The 24,391-nt window shown below is 67.9% G+C and carries 24 protein-coding genes; 6 read left to right on the top strand and 18 right to left on the bottom strand.

Annotation, left to right across the window (positions count from 1 at the left end; translation table 11 throughout):
• Positions 1–154: 154 nt before the first annotated feature.
• The 6 genes from DL991_RS15510 to DL991_RS15485 all read right to left on the bottom strand — a co-directional run bounded on the left by DL991_RS15510 (position 155) and on the right by DL991_RS15485 (position 4,221).
• Positions 155–340, bottom strand: a complete 186-nt coding sequence (locus tag DL991_RS15510; protein ID WP_125784996.1) for a 2-hydroxymuconate tautomerase — start codon at positions 338–340, stop codon at positions 155–157.
• A gap of 10 nt (positions 341–350) precedes the next feature.
• Positions 351–977, bottom strand: a complete 627-nt coding sequence (locus tag DL991_RS15505; protein ID WP_125784995.1) for a TIGR03085 family metal-binding protein — start codon at positions 975–977, stop codon at positions 351–353.
• 62 nt (positions 978–1,039) lie between these two features.
• A complete protein-coding gene (locus tag DL991_RS15500) occupies positions 1,040–2,413 on the bottom strand; it encodes a glutamate decarboxylase (protein WP_125784994.1) in 1,374 nt (457 codons plus the stop codon).
• A 136-nt stretch (positions 2,414–2,549) separates the two neighbouring features.
• The gene (locus tag DL991_RS15495; protein ID WP_125784993.1) at positions 2,550–3,026 is read right to left on the bottom strand and encodes a Dps family protein; all 477 of its coding nucleotides are present in this window, start codon (positions 3,024–3,026) and stop codon (positions 2,550–2,552) included.
• A gap of 57 nt (positions 3,027–3,083) precedes the next feature.
• The gene (locus DL991_RS15490; protein WP_125784992.1) at positions 3,084–3,506 is read right to left on the bottom strand and encodes an organic hydroperoxide resistance protein; all 423 of its coding nucleotides are present in this window, start codon (positions 3,504–3,506) and stop codon (positions 3,084–3,086) included.
• Positions 3,507–3,645: 139 nt separating this feature from the next.
• Positions 3,646–4,221 (bottom strand): NADPH-dependent FMN reductase, encoded by a 576-nt coding sequence (locus DL991_RS15485; protein ID WP_125784991.1) that lies wholly within the window; start codon positions 4,219–4,221, stop codon positions 3,646–3,648.
• A gap of 148 nt (positions 4,222–4,369) precedes the next feature.
• Between DL991_RS15485 and DL991_RS15480 the strand changes: the two genes are divergently transcribed.
• Positions 4,370–5,416 (top strand): alpha/beta hydrolase, encoded by a 1,047-nt coding sequence (locus DL991_RS15480; protein ID WP_125784990.1) that lies wholly within the window; start codon positions 4,370–4,372, stop codon positions 5,414–5,416.
• Positions 5,417–5,557: 141 nt separating this feature from the next.
• Here the strand turns inward: DL991_RS15480 and DL991_RS15475 are convergent, their stop codons facing one another.
• Positions 5,558–6,088 carry a hypothetical protein gene (locus tag DL991_RS15475; RefSeq protein WP_125784989.1) on the bottom strand — a complete coding sequence of 177 codons (531 nt, stop codon included), beginning with the start codon at positions 6,086–6,088 and terminating at the stop codon, positions 5,558–5,560.
• A gap of 433 nt (positions 6,089–6,521) precedes the next feature.
• Positions 6,522–7,964 carry a catalase gene (locus DL991_RS15470; protein WP_125784988.1) on the bottom strand — a complete coding sequence of 481 codons (1,443 nt, stop codon included), beginning with the start codon at positions 7,962–7,964 and terminating at the stop codon, positions 6,522–6,524.
• Between the two features lie 205 nt (positions 7,965–8,169).
• On the opposite strand from DL991_RS15470, the gene DL991_RS15465 reads away from it, so the two are divergent.
• Complete coding sequence (locus tag DL991_RS15465; protein WP_125785026.1) at positions 8,170–9,312, top strand: MFS transporter; 1,143 nt, start codon at positions 8,170–8,172, stop codon at positions 9,310–9,312.
• 73 nt (positions 9,313–9,385) lie between these two features.
• Here DL991_RS15465 and DL991_RS15460 read toward each other — a convergent pair whose 3' ends face one another.
• The 4 genes from DL991_RS15460 to DL991_RS15445 form a co-directional block, all read right to left on the bottom strand.
• Entirely contained in the window at positions 9,386–9,757 is a 372-nt protein-coding gene (locus tag DL991_RS15460; RefSeq protein WP_125784987.1) for a hypothetical protein, read from the bottom strand.
• 62 nt (positions 9,758–9,819) lie between these two features.
• A complete protein-coding gene (locus tag DL991_RS15455; protein ID WP_125784986.1) occupies positions 9,820–11,010 on the bottom strand; it encodes an RtcB family protein in 1,191 nt (396 codons plus the stop codon).
• Between the two features lie 147 nt (positions 11,011–11,157).
• Positions 11,158–12,198, bottom strand: coding sequence for an aspartate-semialdehyde dehydrogenase (locus DL991_RS15450; protein WP_125784985.1), 1,041 nt, complete (start codon positions 12,196–12,198; stop codon positions 11,158–11,160).
• On the bottom strand, positions 12,198–13,463 hold the full coding sequence (locus DL991_RS15445) for an aspartate kinase (RefSeq protein WP_125784984.1): 1,266 nt from the start codon (positions 13,461–13,463) through the stop codon (positions 12,198–12,200). Before DL991_RS15445 ends, DL991_RS15450 begins: the two co-directional genes overlap by 1 nt.
• Positions 13,464–13,690: 227 nt before the next feature.
• Here DL991_RS15445 and DL991_RS15440 point away from each other — a divergent pair, with 227 nt between their 5' ends.
• Positions 13,691–14,287, top strand: a complete 597-nt coding sequence (locus tag DL991_RS15440) for a nitroreductase family protein (RefSeq protein WP_125784983.1) — start codon at positions 13,691–13,693, stop codon at positions 14,285–14,287.
• On the opposite strand, the gene DL991_RS15435 is transcribed toward DL991_RS15440, so the two are convergent.
• Positions 14,248–15,717 (bottom strand): MFS transporter, encoded by a 1,470-nt coding sequence (locus tag DL991_RS15435; protein ID WP_125784982.1) that lies wholly within the window; start codon positions 15,715–15,717, stop codon positions 14,248–14,250. The genes DL991_RS15440 and DL991_RS15435 overlap by 40 nt on opposite strands.
• Before the next feature lie 103 nt (positions 15,718–15,820).
• Between DL991_RS15435 and DL991_RS15430 the strand changes: the two genes are divergently transcribed.
• Positions 15,821–16,666: a helix-turn-helix transcriptional regulator gene (locus DL991_RS15430; protein ID WP_125784981.1), complete on the top strand. Its 846-nt coding sequence runs from the start codon at positions 15,821–15,823 to the stop codon at positions 16,664–16,666.
• Positions 16,667–16,824: 158 nt separating this feature from the next.
• Here DL991_RS15430 and DL991_RS15425 read toward each other — a convergent pair whose 3' ends face one another.
• On the bottom strand, positions 16,825–17,718 hold the full coding sequence (locus DL991_RS15425; protein WP_125784980.1) for a GAF and ANTAR domain-containing protein: 894 nt from the start codon (positions 17,716–17,718) through the stop codon (positions 16,825–16,827).
• A 140-nt stretch (positions 17,719–17,858) separates the two neighbouring features.
• Here DL991_RS15425 and DL991_RS15420 point away from each other — a divergent pair, with 140 nt between their 5' ends.
• Positions 17,859–18,620 carry a GAF and ANTAR domain-containing protein gene (locus tag DL991_RS15420; protein ID WP_125784979.1) on the top strand — a complete coding sequence of 254 codons (762 nt, stop codon included), beginning with the start codon at positions 17,859–17,861 and terminating at the stop codon, positions 18,618–18,620.
• A gap of 1 nt (position 18,621) precedes the next feature.
• Here DL991_RS15420 and DL991_RS15415 read toward each other — a convergent pair whose 3' ends face one another.
• The 3 genes from DL991_RS15415 to DL991_RS15405 are packed head-to-tail and all read right to left on the bottom strand — an operon-like array spanning position 18,622 to position 21,484.
• Complete coding sequence (locus DL991_RS15415) at positions 18,622–20,472, bottom strand: protein-glutamate O-methyltransferase CheR (protein ID WP_125784978.1); 1,851 nt, start codon at positions 20,470–20,472, stop codon at positions 18,622–18,624.
• A complete protein-coding gene (locus DL991_RS15410) occupies positions 20,469–21,071 on the bottom strand; it encodes a chemotaxis protein CheB (protein WP_125784977.1) in 603 nt (200 codons plus the stop codon). Before DL991_RS15410 ends, DL991_RS15415 begins: the two co-directional genes overlap by 4 nt.
• Before the next feature lie 47 nt (positions 21,072–21,118).
• A complete protein-coding gene (locus DL991_RS15405; RefSeq protein ID WP_125784976.1) occupies positions 21,119–21,484 on the bottom strand; it encodes a hypothetical protein in 366 nt (121 codons plus the stop codon).
• 244 nt (positions 21,485–21,728) lie between these two features.
• On the opposite strand from DL991_RS15405, the gene leuA reads away from it, so the two are divergent.
• Positions 21,729–23,486 (top strand): 2-isopropylmalate synthase, encoded by a 1,758-nt coding sequence (gene leuA / locus DL991_RS15400; protein ID WP_199753960.1) that lies wholly within the window; start codon positions 21,729–21,731, stop codon positions 23,484–23,486.
• 250 nt (positions 23,487–23,736) lie between these two features.
• Here the strand turns inward: leuA and DL991_RS15395 are convergent, their stop codons facing one another.
• On the bottom strand, positions 23,737–24,363 hold the full coding sequence (locus DL991_RS15395) for a peroxiredoxin-like family protein (RefSeq protein ID WP_125784975.1): 627 nt from the start codon (positions 24,361–24,363) through the stop codon (positions 23,737–23,739).
• Between the last annotated feature and the right edge of the window lie 28 nt (positions 24,364–24,391).

Below are 24,391 nucleotides of genomic sequence, written 5' to 3'. Positions count from 1 at the left end.
CTCACCCAAACCCACTGCGACGCCATCGCCCTACGCCTCAACACCCGACCACGCCCTACCCTCGACCTCCTCACACCAGCACAAGCACTCGACAAAGCACTACTTGCAACAACCAGTTGAAACCGCCGACCTTTCATGGCACCCGGCGAGCGGGTCAGCGCTCGGAGAAGAGCATCCCGCCCGCCGCCCAGTGTTCGGTGGGAATCTCGTTGATCGTCACCCAGACGCCTTCGGGCTTGCCGCCGCAGGTGCGGACGAAGGCATCGGTCACCTCGCGTACGAGGGCTTGCTTCTGCTCGGCTGTGCGGCCGGGGAACATCGAAACGCTGATCATCGGCATGGCCGGAACTCTAAAGGCCGCGGTCGTGCTTCCGGAGCCTGTCCACCGCGTAGGCGTCGCCCTCGAAGGTGAGGCGGACGGCGTCGCGGCCGAAGACGAACAGCAGCAGCTCGATCGGCGCGCCGATCACGGTCACCGTGTCCGGACCTTCCTTCACCAGCGCTTCGCGACCTTCGGGGGTCTTCAAGATCACGCCGACCGGCGATTTCCGCAGGTTCAGCTTCGAGGCCTGCTTCGCCGATTTCCACGCCGCCGCGTCCCGCGCGGGTTCGGCCGGACGCGGCTCCCAGCCGGACTGCCCTCGGCGGACGTCCTCGTGGTGCACCAGGAATTCCGGGCCGTTCACCAGTTCGTCGAGCGCGCCGATCGACGTCGGCCAGAACCAGGCGGGGCCCGACCGGACCTTGCCGACGACCTCGGACCAGGGCTGCGCGGCGTAGGAGTCCTGCACCCGCTGCGTGTACGACGCCAGCGCGGGGACCAGGATGCCGGGCGCCGCGTCGGGCCGCCGCTCGCGGACCAGCAGATGCGCCGCGAGATCCCGCGTCTTCCAGCCCGCGCACAGGGTCGGCGCGTCCGGGCCGACCTCTTCGAAAAGCTCGCTCAACGCACGACGTTCGTCTCCGGCGACTCCCATAGACCCCGACGTTACGCGCCGGTAGAGCCAGGGGAAATCCGGCGTGACGCAGGGCACCCGGCTCAGTGATGGAACGCGGTCCGCTGTCGCGGGCCGTGATCGAGCTCGGGAAGCAGGCGCCGGAGGTCGGCGAGTAGCAGATCCGCGAGGTCGTGCGTGAAACCGTTGCGCACCACGATCCTCAGCACCGCGAGATCGGTCCGGTGCGCCGGGAACGTGTACGCCGGGACAAGCCAGCCACGCTCGCGAAGCCGCCGCGATACGTCGAAGACGTCGAAGCTCTCGACGTCCGCCTTCGTCGTGAAGGCGAACACGGGCAGCTGATCGCCTCGCGTCAGCAGTTCGAACGGGCCCAGCTCGGCGATCCCGTCCGCCAGCTGGGTCGCCACGTCACGCGAAGCCTGTTGCACGGCACGGAAACCTTCACGGCCGAGCCGGACGAACGTGTAGTACTGCGCGGCCACCTCGGCGCCGGGGCGCGAGAAGTTCAGCGCGAAAGTCGGCATGTCGCCACCGAGATAGTTGACGTTGAAGACGAGCTCCTCCGGCAGCGCGGCCTTGTCACGCCACACCACCCAGCCGACGCCGGGGTAGACCAGCCCGTACTTGTGCCCGGAAGTGTTGATCGACGCCACCCTCGGCAGACGGAAGTCCCAGGTCAGCTCGGGGTCGAGGAAGGGCGCGATCATCGCGCCCGAAGCGCCGTCGACGTGCACCGGGATGTCCCAGCCGGAGCGTTCCGCCAGTCCGTCGAGCGCGGCCACGATCTCGGCGACGGGCTCGTAACTGCCGTCGAAGGTGGACCCCAGGATCGCGACGACGCCGATGGTGTTCTCGTCGCACCGGGCGATCGCCTCGTCCGCGGTGAGGTGGAAGCGGTCGCCGTCCATCGGCACCAGCCGCGGCTCGACCTCCCAGTATTCGCAGAACTTCTCCCAGCAGACCTGGACGTTCGCACCCATCACCAGATTCGGCTTCCCGGTGCGGCCCAGTTTCGACCAGCGGCGTTTCAGCGCCATCCCGGCGAGCATGCAGGCTTCCGACGAACCGGTCGTGGAGCAGCCCATGATCGCGGTGGGATCGGGCGCGTGCCACAGGTCGGCGAGGATGTTCACGCAGCGCCGCTCGAGTTCCGCGGTCTGCGGGTACTCGTCCTTGTCGATCATGTTCTTGTCGACGCATTCGGCCATCAGCTCGCGGGCCTGCGGCTCCATCCACGTGGTGACGAACGTGGCGAGATTCAGCCTGGCGTTTCCGTCGAGCATCAGCTCGTCGCGCACGAGCTGGAGCGCGGTATCGGGCGGCAGCGGGTCTTCGGCGAGGCTGTCGTGCGGGAGGCGGATACCCGCGGCGAGCGCGGGATACGCGCCGGCGTGCAGCGGGTTGGCTCCGCCCTTGCGATCCGGATCGGTCGCCTTCCCCTTGTGCAGCACCATGGACCGAACGTAGCCCGGCAGCGTGAAACCGGCACTCGGACTCGCCCTCCGCCAAGTGCAATGAAGGGGCCTTTCATAGCAAAATTTGCTATGAAAGGCCCCTTCATTGCACGCTAGAGCGGCGCGAGAGGGCGGGTCAGCCCTGCTGCGCCTGCCACATCCAGTGCGCCTTCTCGAGCTCCTGGGTGATCTCGATGAGCAGGTCCTGGGTGACCAGGTCGCTCTTGTCGGTCTCGTCGATGCGCTTGCGCAGCCGCTCGATCAGCGTGGCGAGGATGTCGACGATCGCGGCGACCGTGGCCTCGACGGACTGCCAGTTGTCGGGGTAGTCCGGCAGGCCGGAGCTCTCCACGACGGCCTTCGCCTGGCCGTTCGGCGAGATGCCGATGGCGTTGGCGCGCTCGGCGACCTCGTCGACGTACTGGCGCGCGGTGGCGACCAGCTCGTCGAGCTGCAGGTGCGCGCTGCGGAAGTTCGCGCCGACGACGTTCCAGTGGGCCTGCTTCGCGATCAGCGACAGGTCCACCAGATCGACCAGCGTGGCCTGCAAGGCGTTACCGGTGATCTCCTTGTCGGCTTCGCTCAGCGGACTCTTGATCGGAGACTTGCCCATATTCGGTCTTCCTTTCAGAAACTAGCCGGTTCGGGAATGGACCTGCCGCGGTCGGGATCAGACCGTCGCGGACAGCGCGACCTCGATGTTGCCGCGGGTCGCGTTCGAGTAGGGGCACACCTGGTGCGCCTGCTCGACGAGCTGATCGGCCTGCGCCTGCTCCAGGCCGGGCAGCGAAACGTTGAGCGCCACCCCGAGACCGAAGCCCTCGCCCTGCTTGAGCACGCTGACCTCGGCGGTCACGGTGGAGCCGTCCAGCGTCACCTTCGCCTGGCGCGCGACGAGCTGCAACGCGGAGTGGAAGCAGGCGGAATAGCCGGCGGCGAAGAGCTGCTCGGGGTTCGTCTTGTCCCCGCCCGGCCCGCCCATCTCCTTCGGGACCGCCAACGACTCGTCGATGACGCCGTCAGAGGACGTGACCTCACCGTTGCGGCCGTCGCCGCGAGCGGTGGCAACAGCGGTGTACAGAGCCTCAGCCATTCTTCGCCTACCTCCTGGTCTCAAGACACGCCCCGTTGAGCGTCTCTTCGGTGTCAACGTCCCGCAACCGCGAAACCTTGCCACCCCATGGCAGGCATCACGTCCGGGAATTACCCGGACGACGACGGAGGCAAACCGGCTAGTGACCGGCGCGACTCAAGGCGAACTCGGCGACCTGGGTTCCGATCAGGCGAAGGGTGCGGACGCTCTTCTCGTCCGAGGCGCCGCCCGCTTCGTCGAACTTGGTCTCCGCGGTGTTGATGGAACCACCCAATGGGGTGGCCCAGCCGCGCAGCGCGTGCGTGATCGTGCGCAGCTGCTCCAGCGTGGTCACCGCCGCCTGCCAGCCGAACGCGACGGCGGCGAGGCCGACCGCGCGGCCGTCGAGGTACGGACGGGCGTCGTCACGGAGGTCTTCGACGTAGTCCAGGGCGTTCTTGACCAGGCCGGACAACGCGCCGTGGTAGCCGGGCGAGACCACGATGATCCCGTCGGCGCGGCGGATCGCCTCGACGAGGCGCACGGCCCGTTCGTGCCGTTCCTCCAACGCGGTGTCGTAGAACGGCAGCACCAGCTCGGGACCGGAGATCAGTTCGGTGGTGACTCCCGCTTCGGCCGCGCTACCGAGCGCGATGCGCAGCGCGCGCTCGGATTGCGAGCCCTCCCGCAGAGAGCCGCCGATACCGAGGACATGCACCGCGTTCGTCGAAGTCACGCTTTCGAGGCTAACCCCTCTACTTAAGTGGAGGACCAGGATCTGGAACGGAGGTCTGCGTCACACCCGTTCGCCGCAACGGCGCCGGTTCCCGCTGGACGGCATACCTACTCGAAAGTAACCTGACCGGAAGCCCCCAGGAGGAAGTATGGCGATACCGCTCCAGATCCGTGCCGAGGCCGCGTTTTCGCAGCTGGCGTTCTGGCTCCCGAAGCCGGTCAGAAGGGCCATCGCCGGGCCGCCGCTCCGCCTCGACGGCCAAGAACTCGCACTGGACGCCCAGCTCCTGCTCCGCCTGCAGAAGCTTGCGAAGGCCTCGCTGGTGCGGGGAAGCGTCGAAGAGTCGCGCAGCATGCTCCTGGCGAGCAGGCATCTGGTCAGCGGGCCGACGATCGAACCGGTCGCCACCCGGGAACTGCTCATCCCGACGGGTGACGGCGACGTGCCCGCCACGCTCTACACGCCGGCAGGGCTTCCGGATCCGTCCGGGCTGCTGGTGTTCTTCCACGGTGGCGGCTGGGTGGTCGGCAGCCGCGCCTCCCACGACAACACCGTCCGCTACCTGGCGAAACAGGCGGGCGTGCGGGTTCTTTCGGTGGAGTACCGGCTCGCACCGGAGACTCGGTTCCCCGGCGCCACCGAAGACGCACTCGCGGCGTTCGAGTACGCCTTCGCGAAGGCACGCGACCTGGGCGCCGACCCGGCGCGCATCGCCGTCGGCGGTGACAGCGCGGGCGGGAACCTCGCGGCGGTCACGGCGCAGCAGGCGGTGAAACGCGGCGGCGGAGTCCCGGCGTTCCAGCTGCTGTTCTATCCGGCGACCGATTTCACCGTGCGCCGCCGCTCCCGGGAATTGTTCGCGGAGGACCTGTTCCTCACCGATACGGATATGACCTGGTTCGAAGGACATTACGTGCCGAAAGGCACCGATCTGTACAACCCGAAACTGTCACCGCTGCACGGCGACGTTTCCGGATTGCCGCCCGCGTATATCGCGACGGCCGGTTTCGACCCGCTGCGCGACGAGGGCGAGGCTTACGCGGAGAAATTGCGGAAGGCCGGGGTCCCGGTGGCGCTCAGCCGCCAGCCGGACCTGATCCACGGGTACATCAACTTCCTCGGCGTCGGGCGGCGGTTCCGCGAGGCGACGGCCGAAGCGGCGGGAGCCCTGCGGCTGGGCCTCGCACCGAAGTGAAAGCCGGAGCCCGAGTGAGGAGAAATGTCCCCACTCGGGCTCCGGCCCCCATATCGTGGCCCGCCGCCCTGCACGGCGAACCCTGACGATCCTCGACCGAACTAGGCCTGCCTCTCGGTAGCGCGTCAGCGCGCGGAAATATCAGGGCGTGGGAAGCGGAACGGGCGGGACCGGCAGCGGCGGGACCGGAAGTCCGCCGAGCAGCCCGCCGAGAATGCCGGTCACGGCCGCGAGCAGGGCTTTCACCAGGTCACTGACGATCTTCAGCGGTCCGGGCAGGTCCGGAAGCGACGGGATCGGCACCGGCAACGGCGGCAGCTGACGGGCCTTGGCCGCCGGGTCGGCCAGCAGCCTGCTGGACTCGACGGAACGGCCCTGTGCCAGGTCGCCGAGCTTCTGGGTCTCGGTCTGGATCTGGTAGCGCTTGCCCGCGGCGATGTCGCCGAGGACGGGGCTGAGCTTGTCCAAGTCCGCCCGCGTCTTGGCGACGTCTCCGGCGTAGGCCACCTTGGTGAGGCCGTCTCGCATCTGCAGCACCTGCGCGGCGAGTGCCTGCGTGTTCGACGAACCCTTTCCACCATCGGTGCTAGCCGTCGCGGCGCCGGCTGAGGCCACCGCCAACAGACTGCCTGCGGCGACCGCGGCAATCGTCCGGGCAATGTTGCCTTTCATTCCCTTACCTCCTGGCCTCTGGGACCTGACGAGGTAAATCGATACCCGCCGTATCGGCCGAACACCACCCGATCACCGGTTAGGACAGTTTTCTAACCCTTACGTGCCGGATTCATTCCAGGGGAAGACCCCCGCAATTGATTAACGTCGAAATCTTGTGCTTCCCCCTGAAGATCATCCTTTTCCCGCCGTTTTATGACCACCTGTGACCGATCGACCCGGTAGTGCGGTTCGTTCACCCACAGCGGTGTAAACGGTGATCGTTTCGCTTCATCACTCCGTCGGACAGGCGTGTCGCGCTGCTCCACTCGGGTTGTCCCCCACGCACGCCACGCCACCTTCTGGTTTCACATGCGAGTGGGGACATGGGAACGCCCCCGGTGCGGGCACCGGGGGCGTTCAGTGGTGGGAGCAGCCTCTCAAAGGAGGTCTTCTACTCACGGAAGGCGTCCGCGACCTTGTCGCCGAGGTCCTTGTCGACGTTTCGCCAGTACTCGAAGACGCGCTCGAGCACCGGACGCGAGACGTCGTTCGAGGCGTGGCCGATGATGTTGTTCGCGAGCCGCTCACGCTGCTCGTCGTCCATCACCTCGCGGACGAGCGTGCCAGGCTGGCCGAAGTCGTCGTCCTCGGCGTGGAGCTTGTACGCCGACCGGATGACCTCGTCCTCGACCCCGTAGCCCGAGGCGGTCTCGGAAGCGATCTCCGCGCTGGCGTGCGGGCCGCCGTAGGAGTTCGGCGCGTACACCGGGTCGCCCGGGTTGTTGTAGCGCATCGCACCGTCGCGCGAGTAGCTGTTGACCGGGGATTTCGGCGCGTTGACCGGCAGCTGCGTGTAGTTCGCGCCGATCCGGTAGCGGTGGGCGTCCGGGTACGCGAACAGGCGGCCCTGCAGCATCTTGTCCGGCGACGGGCCGATGCCCGGCACCAGGTTGGACGGCTCGAACGCGGCCTGCTCGATCTCCGCGAAGTAGTTCGCCGGATTGCGGTCGAGCACCCAGCGGCCGACCTTGATCAGCGGGTAGTCGCCCTTCGGCCACACCTTGGTCAGGTCGAACGGGTTGAAGCGGTAGTCCGCGGCTTCGGCGTACGGCATCACCTGGACGTACAGCGTCCAGCTGGGGTGGTTGCCCTGCTTGATGTTCTTGAACAGGTCGCGGATGTAGTAGTCCGAGTCCTCGCCCGCGATGCGGTCGGCGTCGGCCTGCGGCAGGTAGCCGATGCCCTGGTCGGTCTTGAAGTGGTACTTGACCCAGAACTTCTCGCCGCCGGCGTTCTCCCACAGATAGGTGTGCGAGCCGAAGCCGTCCATCTCGCGCCAGTTCGACGGGATGCCGCGGTCGCCCATCAGCCAGGTGACCTGGTGCGCGGATTCGGGCCGCAGCGTCCAGAAGTCCCACTGGATGTCGTGGTCGCGCAGGTGGTTGTCGGCGCGGCGCTTCTGCGAGTGGATGAAGTCGGGGAACTTGATCGGGTCGCGGATGAAGAACACCGGGGTGTTGTTGCCGACGAGGTCGTAGTTGCCCTCGGAGGTGTAGAACTTCACCGCGAAGCCGCGCGGGTCGCGCCACGTGTCGGGCGAGCCGTTCTCACCGGCGACCGACGAGAAGCGGACCAGGCTCTCGGTGCGCACGCCCGGCTGGAACAGGGCGGCCTTCGTGAACTGGCTGACGTCTTCGGTGACCTCGAGGAATCCGTGCGCGCCGCCCCCCTTGGCGTGCACGACGCGTTCCGGCACGCGCTCCCGGTTGAACTGGGCGTTCTTCTCGATCAGGTAGTGGTCCTGGAGCAGGATCGGGCCGTTGGCGCCCACCGTCAGCGAGTCGTTGTCGCTCGCGACGGGGATGCCCACGTTGGTCGTGGTCGGCAAGCTCACGCAGTGCCTCCTTGTTCGTGGTGGTGGAGCGGTCAGCTGCCTCCACCCTCTCGCTCAATCTGGAATCAGTCAAGAAAACACCCCGGGTCGGGTGACGGACCCCGCGAAATAAAGTTGCACGCGCGTACCAAGTTACGTTCTCATCGGACGTATGGCCCTCGCTCCGTACCGTCGCGTGTTAGCCGTGCCCGGAGTTCCCAGCTCGATGCTGCTGATGTTCCTGGCGCGGCTCCCGATGACGGCCATGGGCGTGACGATGACGCTGTACGTGGTCAACGACCTCGGCCGCGGCTACGGCGCGGCCGGGCTGGTCGGCGCCGCCACCACCCTCGGCAGCGCGATCGGGGCACCGCTCGTCGGCCGGTACGTCGACCGCTACGGGCTGCGGCCGGTGGTCGCGATCTGCGGGCTGGCCTCGACGACGTTCTGGATCAGCGCGCCGCATCTGCCGTATCAGGTGCTGCTGGTGGTCGCGCTCCCCGCGGGTGTGCTGTCGGTGCCCGCCGGAACACTCGCACGGCTGGTGCTCACCGCGCTCGTGCCGCTGGAGCAGCGGCGGGCGGCCTACTCGCTGGACACGATCCTGGTGGAGGCGTCGTTCATGATCGGGCCGTCGGCCGGGATCATGGCGATCACGCAACTGCCCGCGGTCTACGCGCTCACCGGTATCGGAGTCTGCTTCGCGCTTTCGGCGACGCTGATCTACCGGCAGAACCCGCCGATCCGCGCCGAAGCCGACGCCGGCGTGTTCACCGGGGAGCGGCCGACGGTGCGAAGCTGGCTCACCGGACGGCTCGTGATGGCGATGTTCATCGCCGCCGGCGCGCTGTTCTGCCTGGTCGGTATGGAACTCGCCGCCTTGGCGACGCTGCGCGCGAGCGGCGACATCGCCTGGTCCGGATTGTTGATCACGGTGATGTGCGTCGCGTCCGTGCTCGGCGGCGCGATCCACGGCGCGGTCCGGCGGTCACTCTCGCAGGGCACGCTGATGCTGCTGCTCGCGGTGCTCACCCTGCCGGTCGGGCTGATCGCCGGGCCGTGGTGGCTGCTGGCGATCGTGCTGTTCCCGAGCAACGTGCTGTGCGCGCCGACACTCGCGGCGAGCACGGAGACGGTCAGCGCGGCGGCGCCACCGCGGGTGCGCGGCGAGGCGATGGGCCTGCTGGACGCGGCCAGCCGGATCGGACTGGCGATCGGGAGCCCGATCATCGGGTTCGTGATCGACCATTCCAGCCCGGGCTGGGGATTCGCGGCCTCGGCGCTGGGCGCGCTGATGATCGCCGCGGTCGGCCTGTTCTGGCGTCGCTCCCGCACTCCCGCCCGGGTGCCCGCGCTCACTTCCTCCTGACGCGATTCGGCACCTGGTTGCGATAGTTGCGCACGCATCCATCGCAAGCAGGTGCCGAATCGCGGGAGACGAGCTAGGCGCAGACCTTGCGGAGGGTGTCGACCCGCTCGATGTTGCGTTTGGTCCAGTCCGCGATCTTGCCCGCGTCCTGGATGTTCTCCTTCTGGACCTGCAGATACGAGTCGGCCATGCCGGTGAGCGCGCCCGCCACGTTCTGCTCGCCGACGCTGTTCGCCAGCTCACGCAGGCGCTTTTCCTTGTCCGCGGCCCGCTCCTTGATGGTCGCCGGGTCCGGGTTGAGGTCGACGAGGCTGAGTGCCTCGGCGCACGCGCCGACCTTCGTCGCGGCCTTGTTCGTCTGATCGACGGCGTTCGTGACCTCGCTGCAGCCCGCCAGCGCGAGTCCGGCGGCCGCCAGGAGCGCCGCGATTCCCAACCTCTTCATGACGACCACAGTAGCGAGAAACGTGGGTGGTATGTCGGGTTCCCCCGGCACACCACCCCGCTTCACCCCTTGACGCAGACGACCTGCTTCAGATGCGCGACCACCTCGACGAGGTCGGTCTGCGCCTTGATCACCGTTTCGATGTCCTTGTACGCGGCCGGGATCTCGTCCACCACGCCGGAGTCCTTGCGGCATTCGACGCCGGCGGTCTGCGCGGCGAGGTCTTCGGCGGTGTACAGCTTCTTGGCCTTGTTCCGCGACATCCGGCGGCCCGCGCCGTGCGACGCGGACTGGAAGGACGACGCGTTCCCGAGGCCGCGCACGATGTACGAACCGGTGCCCATGCTGCCCGGAATGATCCCGAGGTCACCCGAACCCGCGCGGATCGCGCCCTTGCGGGTCACCAGCAGATCGACTCCGTCGTAGGTCTCTTCGGCGACATAGTTGTGGTGACAGCTGATCGCGTCGTCGAAGGTCGTCTGCGGGACGACGTCCTTCAGCGCCTGCTTCACGAGCGCGACCATGGTGGCGCGGTTACGCGCCGCGTAGTCCTGCGCCCAGAACAGGTCCCGCCGGTACGCCTGCATCTCCGGCGTGCCGGCGACGAACACGGCGAGGTCCGGATCCGGCAGGTCCGCGTTGTGCGGCAGCTTCCGCGCGACGGCCATGTGCCGTTCCGCGAGTTCCTTGCCGATGTTGCGCGAACCCGAGTGCAGCATCAGCCATACGCGGCCTTCGTCGTCGCCGCCCTGTTCGAGGCAGACCTCGATGAAGTGGTTGCCGCCACCGAGGCTCCCGATCTGGCGCGACGCGCGGTCGTGCAGGTCCTGGACGCCGGGATGCAGGTCGCCGAAGGACTTCCAGAACGCGTCCCAGCCACCGACACCGTGCACCTTCGCCGGGTTCACCGGGGTCTTGTGCAGGCCGAAGCCGACCGGAACGGCCGATTCGATCCGGCGGCGAAGCTTCAGCAGGTCGTCGGGCAGATCGGCGGCGGTGAGCGAGGTCCGTACCGCGCTCATCCCGCAGCCGATGTCCACGCCGACGGCGGCCGGGGACACCGCGTCGCGCATCGCGATCACGCTGCCGACGGTCGCGCCCTTGCCGTAGTGGACGTCGGGCATGACCGCGACGCCGTGCACCCACGGCAGGTTGGCGACGTTGTGCAGCTGTCGCATGGCCTGGTCCTCGACCGATGTGGGGTCCGCCCACATCCGGATCGGAACCCGCGAGCCTTCGACCGCCGTGTACATGATTTTCCCTTCGTGGAAACGTTTGTCGCCACAGAGCATGCACCGGCCGAAGGCCCCCGACAACGCAATTAGTCACCTACTTGCCCCCGACCGCGGTCAGGCGCCGGAGGGCGTGCAGGCAAGTAGGTGACTAATTGCGTTGTGGCGTCAGGAGTTCGCAGCGACCAGTTCCGCGATCTGGACGGCGTTGAGCGCCGCGCCCTTCCGCAGGTTGTCGTTCGACAGGAACAGCACCAGGCCGCGACCGCCGTCGACACCCGGGTCCGTCCGCAGGCGCCCGACGTACGACGGGTCCTGGCCGGCGGCCTGCAGCGGCGTCGGGATGTCCGACAGCTCCACCCCGGGAGCGCCGGTGAGCAGCTCGGTCGCGCGGGCGACCGAAAGCGGCTGCGAGAACTCCGCGTTGATCGAGATCGAGTGCCCCGAGAACACCGGCACCCGCACGCAGGTGCAGGAGACCAGCAGCTCCGGGATGCTCAGGATCTTGCGGCTCTCGTTGCGGAACTTCTTCTCCTCGTCCGTCTCGAACTCACCATCGTCCACAATGGACCCGGCCAGCGGGAGGACGTTGTGCGCGATGGGCCGCGCGTACTTCTTCGGCTCGGGGAAGGTCACCGCCGCGCCGTCGTGGGTCAGCGCGCCCGCGTTCGACGCCGCCGCGGCGAGCTGGCCTTCGAGCTCTTCGACACCGGCGAGCCCGCTGCCGGACACCGCCTGGTAGGTGCTCGCGACCAGCCGCACCAGGCCCGCTTCGGCGTGCAGCGGCTTGAGCACCGGCATCGCGGCCATCGTGGTGCAGTTGGGGTTCGCGATGATCCCCTTGCGCGCTTCCTTGATCGCCTCCGGGTTGACCTCGCTGACGATCAGCGGGACGTCCGGGTCCATGCGCCACGCCGACGAGTTGTCGATCACCGTGGCGCCGGCCGCGGCGAACCGCTCCGCCTGCGCCTTGGAGGTCGAGCCACCGGCGGAGAACAGCGCGATGTCCAAACCGGACGGATCCGCGGTCGTCGCGTCCTCGATGACGATTTCCTCGTCCTGCCAAGGAAGCTTCGAACCGGCGGACCGCGCCGAAGCGAAGTACCGCATTTCGGCGACCGGGAAACCCCGTTCGGCCAGCAGGCGGCGCATGACACCACCGACCTGACCGGTCGCCCCGACGACCCCTACCCGCAGACCTTCCGACATCAGCGACCACTCCCCGCGTAGACGACGGCTTCTTCGTCGCCGCCGAGTTCGAATGCCTCGTGGATCGCGCGCACCGCGTCGTCGAGCTGCGCGTCCCGGATCAGCACGGAGATCCGGATCTCCGAGGTGTTGATGATTTCGATGTTGACGCCCGACTGCGCGAGCGCCTCGCAGAACGTCGCCGTGACACCGGGGTGCGAACGCATCCCCGCGCCGACGAGCGAGACCTTGCCGACGTGGTCGTCGTAGAGGACCGACTCGAAGCCGATCTCCTCCTTGATCTTCTCCAGCGACCGCACGGCCTTGGCGCCGTTGGCCTTCGACAGCGTGAAGGTGATGTCGGTGCGGCCCGAGACGGTGCTGGACACGTTCTGCAGCACCATGTCGATGTCGATCTCGTCGTCGGCGATCACCCGGAAGATCCTGGCGGCGGCACCGGCGTGGTCCGGCACTCCGGTCACCGTGATCTTGGCTTCGGAGCGGTCGTGCGCCACACCGGTGATCAACGCTTGTTCCACGGGGATCTCCTCGATAGAACCGGTCACCGTGGTGCCCGGCTTGTCACTGTAGGAAGAACGGACTCGGATCGGGACGCCGTAGCGGCGCGCGTACTCGACGCAGCGGAGCATGAGGATCTTCGAACCGCTGGCGGCGAGTTCGAGCATCTCCTCGTAGGCGATGGTGTCCAGCTTGCGGGCGTCGGGCACGACCCGCGGATCGGCGGTGTACACACCGTCCACATCGGAATAGATCTCGCAGACGTCGGCGTTCAGCGCCGCGGCCAGCGCGACGGCCGTGGTGTCCGAACCGCCGCGGCCGAGGGTGGTGATGTCCTTGGTGTCCTGCGACACGCCCTGGAAACCCGCCACCAGCGCGATGTAGCCCTGGTCGAGGGCTTCCGTCACGCGGCTGGGGCTGACGTCGATGATCCGCGCGTTGCCGTGCACGGACGTCGTCACCACGCCGGCCTGCGAGCCGGTGAACGACCACGCCTCCGCGCCCTGCGCCGAAATCGCCATCGCCACCAGCGAGTTGGAGATGCGCTCACCCGCTGTGAGCAGCATGTCCATCTCGCGTTCCGGCGGCGCCGGGTTGACCTGCTGAGCCAGGTCGAGCAGCTCGTCCGTCGTGTCACCCATGGCGGAGCAGACGACGACCACGTCGTTGCCCGCCTTCTTGGTGGCGACGATGCGTTCCGCGACGCGTTTGATCCGGTCGGCACTTTCCAGCGACGAACCGCCGTACTTCTGGACCACGAGGGCCACGCCCGAACCTCCTCGACGGGCCGGGCGTGCTCCTGGTGGGCACCGAGGAGCCCCCGCGTCCCTTATTTGGGCGAAAGCCTACCGGGGTGACGCACGCTCGCCACCCTCGTAAGTGGTCCTGACCACCACTTCGAGGACTCCTGGAAGTAAATCTTCCTTAACACCAACGAAATAGTCGGAGGGCTTTCACTTTAGTGACGGAGAGCACCCCTTGTTATCGTCCCGTCGTGAAGAAACCCGCCGACACAAGTACCCCGATCGCGTCGATCCTGGCTCACCGCTGGAGCCCGCGCGCCTACGACGAGTCAGCGATCGTCACCGAAGACCAGCTCCGCGCGCTGCTCGAAGCGGCCCGCTGGGCGCCGTCGTTCGGCAACACCCAGCCCGCCCGTTACCTGGTCGGGCTGCGCGGCACGCCGTCGTTCGACCGCATCCTCTCGACGCTCAACTCGGGCAACCGCGCGTGGGCCCAGCGCGCCGGGCTGCTGCTGATCGGCGTGATGGTGACCACGAACGAGAAGGGTGACGTCCCGTACGCCGAATACGGGCTGGGGCTGGCGAGCGAGAACCTCGTGCTCCAGGCCGTCGACCTCGGCCTGATCGCGCATCAGATGGCGGGCTTCTCCGCCGAAGCGGCGAAGGACTTCTTCGGGCTCCCCGACGACGTCGTCCCGAAGGTCGCCATCGCCGTCGGCTCGCCCGCGGACGCCTCGGTGCTCGAAGAGGACTGGCGGATCGAGCGCGAGAAGGCGCCGCGTGAGCGAGTCCCGCTGGCCGAATTCGCCTACGCCGACACCTGGGGCACAAGCGCTTTCTCCGAGTGAGGAAGCCATCGCAGAGCGAGAGATCCCAGCCCGGCGTGCAGCAGGCTCAGCACGGCGACGGCGATGTGCAGACCCGAGACGAACGCCTCCTTCGCGTCAACGACGGCAGCGGACGCGATGCCGGGAACCTGGAGGGTTTCGCCGAGCGTCGGCGCGAGGCCCGGGCCCGCCAGGCGGAACACCAGCGCGGCGAGCGAACCCATGAGCGCGATGCCCAGCGCGTTGCCGATCTCGTTGCTCGTCTCGGCGATCGCGCCCGCCGCTCCCGCCCGGTCGGCGGGCACCGCGGCGACGGCCGTGTCGGCCACCACACTGAACGAGATGCCGTAGCCGGCACCGGCGACCACGGTCGACGCGACGTACCAGCCCGCTCCGCCCGTGACACCGGTCATGAGCAGCAGGGCGAGCCCGGCGGCGATGGAGAAGTGGCAGACCACCAGCGCCACGCGTTTGCCGATGCGGTCGACCAGCGCGGGTGTGGTGACGCACATGATCGTGAGCACGGCCGCCCCCGGCAGCGCGAGCAGCGCCGCGTGCAGAACGGGGAGGCCGAGCACGGACTGCAGGTGGATCCCCGACAGATACGCGGCCGCCGACCACGCCGCCAGCGGCAGCAGCCCGGTGACGATCGCGATGGTGAAGACGCGGTCGCGGAACAGGGAGAAGTCGACCAGCGGGTGGTCGAGGCCCCGCTGACGCCGGGCGAACCACACCAGCAGCACCGCTCCGGCGATCCCCGCGGAGACCGCGACCACGGACAGGCCGTCGGCGGCCGCGTGTTTGATCCCGTAGATCGCGAGCAGGAGACCCGCGGCGGAGAGCACCACGCTGAGCACGTCGACACGTCCCCGTCCCGTGGCCCGCACCTCACGCAGCAGCACCGGCGCGAGCGCCAGGAACACCACGATCACCGGCAGGTTGACCAGGAAGACCGAACCCCACGGGAACCGCTCCAGCAGGATCCCGCCGACGACCGGGCCGATCGCGAAACCGGCGGCGAACGCGGCCGCGAAGACGCCGATGGCCTGCGCCCGTCGCCGAGGGTCGGTGAAGAGTTCGCTCAGCACCGCCAACGCGGACGGCAGCAGCGTCGCACCCGCGAGCCCCATCAGGGCCCGGAACGCGATCAGCAGCTCCGGGCTCGGGGCGAACGCCGCCCCCGCCGAACCGATGCCGAACACGGCCGCGCCGATCATCAGCAGCTTCAAGCGGCCGTACCGGTCGCCGATGGTGCCGAACGCGACCAGCAGCGAGCCGACCGCGAACCCGTAGACGTCCAGGATCCACAACGCCTGATCGGCCGTCGGGGTGAGCGCCTGGCTGATCCTGGGCATCGCGAGGAACAGGATCGAGCCGTCCATGGAGACCAGGAAGACCGGGCAAAGGATCACCAGCAGGCCGAACCAGGCCCGGGAATGCTGTCGTGTCATGCCGTCGACGGTGCGCGGTCGCCGCCGCGGCAACCATCCCCGTGGCGTGGGTACACCCAGCAGGTACACCCACGAGGCGGGCGAAGTACTTAGGCTCGGAGTCATGGAAAGCCTCGGCGTGTACCTCAAGAGCCGTCGTGACCGGGTTACGCCCGACGAGATCGGCCTGCGCACGTACGGCACTTCCCGCCGCGTGCCCGGTCTGCGCCGCGAGGAACTCGCCCAGCTCGCCGGAGTGAGCGCCGGGTACTACACGCGGCTGGAGCAGGGCCTGGCCGAAACCGCTTCACGACAGGTGCTCGACGCGCTCGCCCGCGCGCTCCGGCTCGACGACGTCGAGACCGTCCACCTGCACAACCTCGCCCGGCAGTCCCCGCTCCCGAAGCTGTCCGACCCCGGCCAGGAGGATCCGCATCCCCGCGTCCTCGCGCTGCTGGAGAACCTCGGCGAGGCCGTACCCGCGCTCGTCTTCGGCCGTCGCGGCGACGTGCTCGCGTGGAACCACGCCGGGCACGTGCTCATGGCCGAACACCTCGATTTCGGCGCGCCGTCGGATCCGGAACGGCGGCCTTCGCTGCCGCGCATGTTCTTCCTCGACCCGCTCACCCGCGACCTGCACCGGAACCGGGCCGAACTCGCCCGCGTCCACGTCGCCTATCTGCGGTTGACCGCGGGCCGCCACCCCACCGACGCCCGGCTGGCCGCGCTCATCGGCGAACTCTCGATGCGCAGCGACGAATTCGCGACCCTTTGGGCGACCGGCGACGTCGCCGACTGCACCGTCGGCGCCATGCATCTCCAGCATCCGACGGTCGGCACAGTGAGCGTCGATTACCAGGTGTGGCTCCAGCCGGACAGTCGCGACCACCGGCTGGAGATCTACACACCGAAGGATCCGGGTTCCGCCGACGCACTGAAGATCTTGACGCATTTCGATCGGGAGTCGTGAGTGGCGACTCCTATGTCGTGAAGGGTCTCGTCTCAAAGGGACCCTTCACGACATACCCAAGACCGCGGATCATGGGGCTTTACACGGTCTCGTCCGCGTCGTGAAGTTCCAGGCGGACGACCCGAAAGCCGCCATCGAGGCCTACGAACGGCTCGCGCTCAGGTGAGGCGATAAGTCCCGGCCACGATGGCCTGAGCGAGTTCGGTGACGCTCTCCTCCCGGGCGAAGGCGTGCGCCCGGAGCATGGCCTGCGCGTCCGAGACCGAACAGTCGTGGGCCGCCATCACCATCCCGGTGGCCTGATGCACCACGACCCGGCGGTCCAGGTCGCCGAACAACGGGTGCACAGGAAGTCCGTCGGCGAGGTCGAGCCGCACGGCCGGGTTCAACGCGGTTTCGGTCAGCGCTTCGGCGAACACTCCCACGGACCGGGCCACCCCGACGTCCGGTTCGGCCTCGGACCGATATGCGGTGAAAGTCCCCAACAAGGCTTCCGGCAGGCCCAGCGGCGCCGAAACCACCGCGTGGATCCCGAATTCCCGCGCGGCGGGGCCGAACCGGGGCCACCGCCAGGAGAGCTCCGGTTCGCTGCAGACACCGGCTCTCAGCGGCGTATCCCGTGACGGCCCTTCACCGAGGACTTCTTCGAGGTCGTGCACGCGGGCGGCGACGGGATCGGACACCACGACCGCCGAATCCCGCCCGGCGATGCCGAACAGGGTCACCACCAGGCTCTCGACGCCGGACGCGTCGGCCACCGCCGTCATGAACGCCGGGGGAACGACGGCCGGTTCCGCCGGCCGGTCCGCCCAGCGCCCGACGGCGTCGAGGTAGCCGGAGTGCAGCGTCGCCGCGGCACGGTGTTTGCGCTCGGTCGCCCGGTGGAGTTCCGCCATCCGGCGATGGAACGGCCGCATGGCCTCGGTGGCCGTGCCCAGCAGGCCTTCATGCCGCCGGGCGACGGCGGCCGCGCGATCCGCGCGCCCGCGCTCGGTTTCGATCAGTCCGCGCAACGCCGACGGGTCGTACCGGCCACCAGTGCCGTCCCACATGGGCTGAGCGTACGCCCGCACCAGGCCGGCCGAAGTGACCCGAATGGCTGAGCCCCAGGGGTTTTCGGTCTTCCGGCGGAGGACTAGCGTTGAGTGCACAGCGCCTCTGACAACTGCAATCCGCAGGAAGGCCGCTTCTGATGCGAAAACGCGAAAGCTGGGTCGCCGATACCTTGCTGGAACTGGCCGACACGCTGGCCCCGGCCCTCGACCCGGTGAATTATTGGCTTTGTGTGGCGGATCGGTACGCCCAATTGATTCCCTCGTCGTCGATCCGGCTGGCCGCCTTCGGCGTCCACGACGCCTTGCCCGTCGTGGTGAACACGGACGAGCGGCTCGGCGAACCCGGGATCGGCGGCATCCTCGCCGAAGAGGGCCCTGGAATCGACTGCTGCGAAAGCCGGGGGCCGGTCGTCGGCGTCCGGCTCGACGAGGCGGCCGAACGCTGGGAACGGCTGGCGCCCGCCTCCCTTTCCCTCGGTTTCCGCACCGTGCACGCGTTTCCGTTCAGCCGCCACGGAGAGGTCCTCGGCGCGGTGACGATCCTGACCACGGACACCACCCGGCTGCCGGAAGCCGACGTGCGCATCGCGGTCGCGCTCGCCGACGCCGCGACGATCGGCATGCTCAACCACCGGGCGATCACCGGGCTGACCGCGACCTCGGAACAGCTGCAAGGGGCGCTCAGCAGCCGGGTGATCATCGAGCAGGCCAAGGGACTCGTGTCCGCCCGGCTGGAGATCGGCACGGACGACGCTTTCCTCCTGATCCGCCGCTACGCGCGCAGCCACAACCTGCGGATCGGCGAGGTTTCCGAAAGCCTCGTCGGCCGCCGCACGACCGCGGCCGACCTGGTGGTGGCGCTCAACGAGCACGTGATGAAGGCGAACCGCCGCCCCTGACTCAGTTGGGCTGCCGCTTCTCGATCATCAGCACGACGCCGCCGCCCGGCCCCCGCAACGGCGAACAGCTGACCGACGCGACGAGTGACCTGCCCTTCCTGTCCACCGCGTCGATCTCGACCGGATCCGCCCGGTGCCCGGTCTCGTTGCAGGCCTCCACGACACCGCGGAGCGTGGTCGTGGGCAAGCCGAAGTCCAGGTCGAAGAAGTCCTGCCGGTAGACCTCGCCGGTACGGAGGCCCCACAGTTCCTCCGCGCCGCGGTTCCAGCTGCGTATCTGGAGTTCGCCGTCGAGTACGACCACGCCCGCCTCGACGCTGGCCAGCACCCCTTCGAAGAACATGCGCGTCTCGTCGAGCTCCGCGGTCCGGATGCGCATCTCCTCGTTCATCGTTTCGAGTTCTTCGTTGCCCGACTGGAGCTCTTCGTTGGTGGTCTCCAGCTCTTCGTTCGTGGACTGGAGTTCCTCGTTCGTCGTCTCGAGTTCCTCGATGCTCGACTGGAGTTCCTCGTTGACCGTCTCGAGTTCCGCGTTGGTGGACTGGAGTTCGGTGTAGGCGGTCGCCAGATCCTCCTGCACGCGTTTCACCTCGTGCTGCAGCCTGGTGGCTTCGGTGGTGTCGACGAACGTGATCGCCGCACCGATGTCCTCGCCGTCGACGGTGATCAGTGGCCGGACGATGACGTCGAAGTACTGCGCCTCTTCCGCGCCCCTCCGGCGCCACACGGAGTCGAGCCGGATGCTGCGGCGCTCGCTGTGCGCCTGGTCGATCACCGCCCGGAGCTCGATCGGCCGGTAGGACACCTCCAGATCGTGGAAAGGCCTGCCCACGTCGTGCGGGGAGAGCCCGAATTGGAGCCTCGCCGTACCGTTGATCAGGGCGACCGTGCCGTCGCGGTCGAGCCCCAGCACGGAATCCGGTGAGGACGCCAAGGCGAGCTCGCACACCTGCCGCCGCCGGGTCGCGTCCCGCGTCCCCGCGCCCGCCCGGGCGTCGAACCGCGCGGACTTCACCGCCGGACCGCTCGATCGCAGCTTGAACACCCGGTTCCGGATGTTGGCGACGTCGAAGCGGACGCCGTCGGAAAGCAGCATTTCGGCCTTCCCGAGGAACAGGTGCCCGCCTTCGTTGAGCGCGAAATGGAACCGTTCGATGATCTTCGCCTGCGCCTCGACGTTGAAATACATCAGGGTGTTGCGGCAGGCGAGCAGATCGACCCGGGAAATGGGGGCGTCGCGCGTGATGTCGTGCCTGCCGAAGATCACCCGGCGGCGGAGGTCGCGCCGGAAAGCGAACAGGTTGCCGGTCGGCTCGAAGTACTTCTTCTTCAGTTCGCCGGGAAGGTGCTCCAAGGACTTCGCCGGATACAGCCCCGTCCTCGCCTCGCGTAAGGCTTCTTCATCGACGTCGGTGCCGTAGATCTTGACCCGTCTGGTGCTTTCCTCGATACCGAGTTCTTCCGCGAAGATGATCGCGAGGGAATACGCCTCTTCCCCGCTCGAACAGCCGGCGCTCCAGATCCGGATCTCCTCGTCGGCCCCGACCTTCGCGACGAGTTCGGGTACGACGGTCTTCCGCAGATAGCTCCAGGCTTCGGCGTCACGGAGGAAACTGGTGACGTTGATCAGGATGGTGTTGAACAGTTCCGGGAACTCGTCGGCGTTGGTCTCCAGGAAATCGCGGTACTCGCCGTACCCGGCGATCTTCACCGTCTGCATCCGCTTCTGGATCCGGCGGGCCAGCGAAGTGCGTTTGTAACCGGTGAAATCGAAACCACGGGAGTCCCTGATGAACGCCAGCAGGGTTTCGAGTTCCTGACTGTCTTCGATTTCGCCGTCCGGCGCGGTCATACCGTCCTCGTTCCGTTGACCAGGCCGACGAGCGCACCGGCGACTTCGTCCAGTGGCAGCACCAGGTCGACCGGCACGGCCTTCGCCACCGCGTGCGGCATTCCCTTGAATTCGGCGGTCTCCGGATCTTGGGAGACAACGGTACCGCCACCGGCCTTGATGGCCGCGGCGCCCGCCGCACCGTCGGAACCCGTCCCGGTCAGGACGCAGGCGAGTGCCGCCGGACCGTGCACGGCGGCGACGGACTCGAAGAGCAGATCGGCCGACGGCCGCACGAACTTCACCTGATCGGTCACCGTCAGACCGGCCACGTCGCCGGATTCCACCAGCAGGTGGCGGTCCGGCGGCGCGACATAGACGACACCGGGCCTCAGGACGTCACCGGCCTCGGCCAGCTTGACGCTGAGCGAAGACCGGCGGTCGAGGATGTCGGCGAGGAGCGTTTCGCGGCGAGGGTCGAGATGCTGGACGACGACCACGGGCACGGGAAAGTCCGCGGGCAGCGCACCGAACACCTCGATCAGCGCCTTGACCCCACCCGCCGAGGAGGCGATCGCGACGATCTCGTAAGCCGCCTCGTGGCGGCTGGGCCCGGGCATATTCCGAGCGTAGTGCCCCCGGCCCCACGAAGCGCGCTTCCGAATGGTTAGGCGGAACCGCCTACGCGCCGGATGATCTTCGCGAGGATGCCCGTGACGACCATCCAGAAGATCGCGGCGATGCCGTAGTTGATCAGCACGCGGAGCTTGGCGTCTTCGGGCATGAAGAGGTCCTTGAAGCCCAGCAGGAGCCCGTCGGCCCAGCCGCGGACGAACGACACGATGCCGTTGTCGGGGTTCGCCTCGCCGATCACGAAGACGACGTGCAGCACCAGGATGGCCGCGAAGACCAGGCCGACCCAGCGGACGACGCTCGCCAGTATCCCGGCCGCGCGCCCGCCGCCTGCCCGCCAGTCGACCTTGCGTCTGGTCGGCTGATCAGCGGTTTCCTTCTCTTCAGCGTGGTCGCCCATGCCGGGCAGTGTGGCACGCCTCCTGGTCCGATTGCTACCCGCGAGTAACCCGAATGGGCGCCACCGTGGTCACGGTTCGATCGCGGCCCGGGTTTCCTTTCGGGAGATCTCGCGGTTAAGGTGGCGTCGTGGCTCGAGCTCTCCTGCTTCGCTGCCGCGACGGGGCCTGATCGGACCGGCTCCCCGTCGCGGGGCTTCGTGGTGCCGGTCGTCGCACCCGATTCTTCAGGAGAACCCTCCCCTCATGAGCATCCGTAAGCCCACGCGCCCGGCCCCTTCAGAGCAGGCTTCGTGGAACACCCAGCGCGGCACTTCGATGCCCGTACACCGCTATCGCCCCTGGTACGACCTGGTCGAGGACATCTCGCTGCCCGACCGCACCTGGCCGGACAAGCGCATCGACACCGCGCCGCTGTGGTGCGCGGTCGACCTGCGCGACGGCAACCAGGCCCTGATCGACCCGATGTCGCCCGCGCGCAAGCGCAAGTTCTTCGACCTGCTGGTCCGCATGGGCTACAAGGAGATCGAGGTCGGCTTCCCGGCGGCGTCGCAGACGGACTTCGACTTCGTCCGCGAGATCATCGACGAGGGCGCCATCCCGGACGACGTCAGCATCCAGGTGCTGACCCAGTGCCGCCCGGAACTGATCGAGCGCACCTTCAAGGCGCTCGAAGGCGCGCCGCGCGCGATCGTCCACATCTACAACTCGACCTCGATCCTGCAGCGTCGCGTCGTGTTCCGCGAGGAGCGCATCGGCATCACGAAGATCGCTTCGCAGGCCGCTGAGCTGGTCGTCGACTACGCCGCGAAGCAGCCGGACACCGACTTCCGCTTCCAGTACTCGCCGGAGTCCTACACGGGCACCGAGCTGTCGTACGCGCTCGAGGTCTGCAACACGATCACCGAGATCTGGCAGCCGACGCCGGAGAAGCCCGCCATCCTGAACCTGCCCGCCACCGTCGAGATGGCGTCCCCGAACGTCTACGCCGACTCGATCGAGTGGATGCACCGCAACCTGGAGCGCCGCGATTCGGTGATCCTGTCGCTGCACCCGCACAACGACCGCGGCACCGGCATCGCCGCCGCCGAACTGGGCTTCCAGGCAGGCGCGGACCGGATCGAAGGCTGCCTGTTCGGCAACGGCGAGCGCACCGGCAACGTCGACCTGGTCGCGCTGGGCATGAACCTGTACAGCCAGGGCGTCGACCCGCAGATCGACTTCTCCGACATGGACGAGATCAAGCGGACCGTCGAATACTGCAACCAGCTGCCGGTGCACGAACGCAGCCCGTGGGCCGGCGATCTGGTGTTCACCGCGTTCTCCGGCAGCCACCAGGACGCGATCAACAAGGGTCTCGACGCGATGAAGGCCGCCGCCGACAAGGCGGGGGCGCCGGTCGACGAGCACCCGTGGGAGGTCCCGTACCTGCCGATCGACCCGAAGGACATCGGCCGCAACTACGAGGCCGTCATCCGGGTGAACTCGCAGTCCGGCAAGGGCGGCGTCGCCTACATCATGAAGGCCGAGCACCAGCTCGACCTGCCGCGGCGCCTGCAGATCGAGTTCTCGAAGGTCGTCCAGCGCCACACCGACACCGAGGGCGGCGAGGTCGACCCGACCACGATGTGGAACGCGTTCTCGGCCGAGTACCTGGAGCTGAAGACGCCGCTGGAGCTGGTCCGCCAGCACGTCAGGGACAACGGCGACGGTGAGTACGACATCACCGCCACCGTCCGGGTCGAAGGCGACGAACACGAGGTCACCGGCCGCGGGAACGGCCCGATCGCGGCGTTCTTCGACGCGCTGTCGACCGTCGGGTTCGACCTGCGACTGCTGGACTACAGCGAGCACACGCTCTCGCCGGGCGACGACGCGCGCGCCGCGTCGTACATCGAGTGCGCGATCTCCGACCGGGTGTACTGGGGCATCGGGATCGACCCGTCGATCGTGACCGCTTCGCTGCGGGCCGTCGTCTCGGCCGTGAACCGGGCTCACCGGTAGTTTCGCTTCGCGCGTCAAGGCCCCCTTCCCTCGGCTGAGCCGAGGGAAGGGGGCCTTCACGCGCTTCACCCCGGAAGCTTTGCCGTATCACGCGTGTCTGAAGGCGTAACTCGCGTGATTACAGCCGTAACTCGCGTGATTGAAGCCGTAAGACACGGTGCGATCCAGGCTCGGGTGAGTTACGCCTTCAATCACGTGAGTTACGGCTTCAATCACGCGAGTCGCGTGATCCGGCGAGAGGACGGGAGCGCTAGAGGGCCTTCACGGCGGCCAGGATGTCGGCCGGGTCGGTGCGGGTGGTGTAGTCCGGGTGCACGTCGATGTAGCGGATGACGCCTTCGCCGTCCACGACCAGGACGGTCGGGTACGGCAGTTCCCATTCCGCCGCCCCATTGATCTTCTCGACGTCGCCGATGAGCGTGTCGAAAGTCGGCTTCGTCTCCGGCGTCAGCCGGAACGTGATGCCGAGTGCGCGCCCGAGCCCGTTGTCCACATCGGACAGCACGGCGAACTCTAAATCCTTTGTGGACAGTGAATCGTCCGGCAGCTGCGGGCTGACCGCAACCAGCTTCACGCCCAGGTTTTCCAGCTCCGGCAACAGTTCCTGCTGATACGTGCGCAAGGCCAGATTGCAGTACGGGCACCACGCGCCGCGATAGAACACGACGACCGCGGGCCCGTCCGCGACCCGGACCTGATCGCCGCCGGCGTCCGGCAGCGTGAGCTCCGGCATCGCCGTCCCCGGCTTCGCGGCCGCCTCGGCGACCACTCCGACGAACGTCTCGCGGTCGGCCTTGAGCACCTCGGCGACCTCCGCCGGAACGTGGCTCGCGACCGAGGTCCGCAGCTCGGCGAGGTCGGTGTTGAGATCCCCCATGGTCGGCTCCTTCTGTTGTACTGATCGG

This window comes from Amycolatopsis sp. WAC 01375 (genome assembly GCF_003947325.1).
In the GTDB taxonomy this organism is placed as follows: Bacteria; Actinomycetota; Actinomycetes; order Mycobacteriales; family Pseudonocardiaceae; genus Amycolatopsis.
This window is presented reverse-complemented; position numbering and strand designations above follow the sequence as displayed.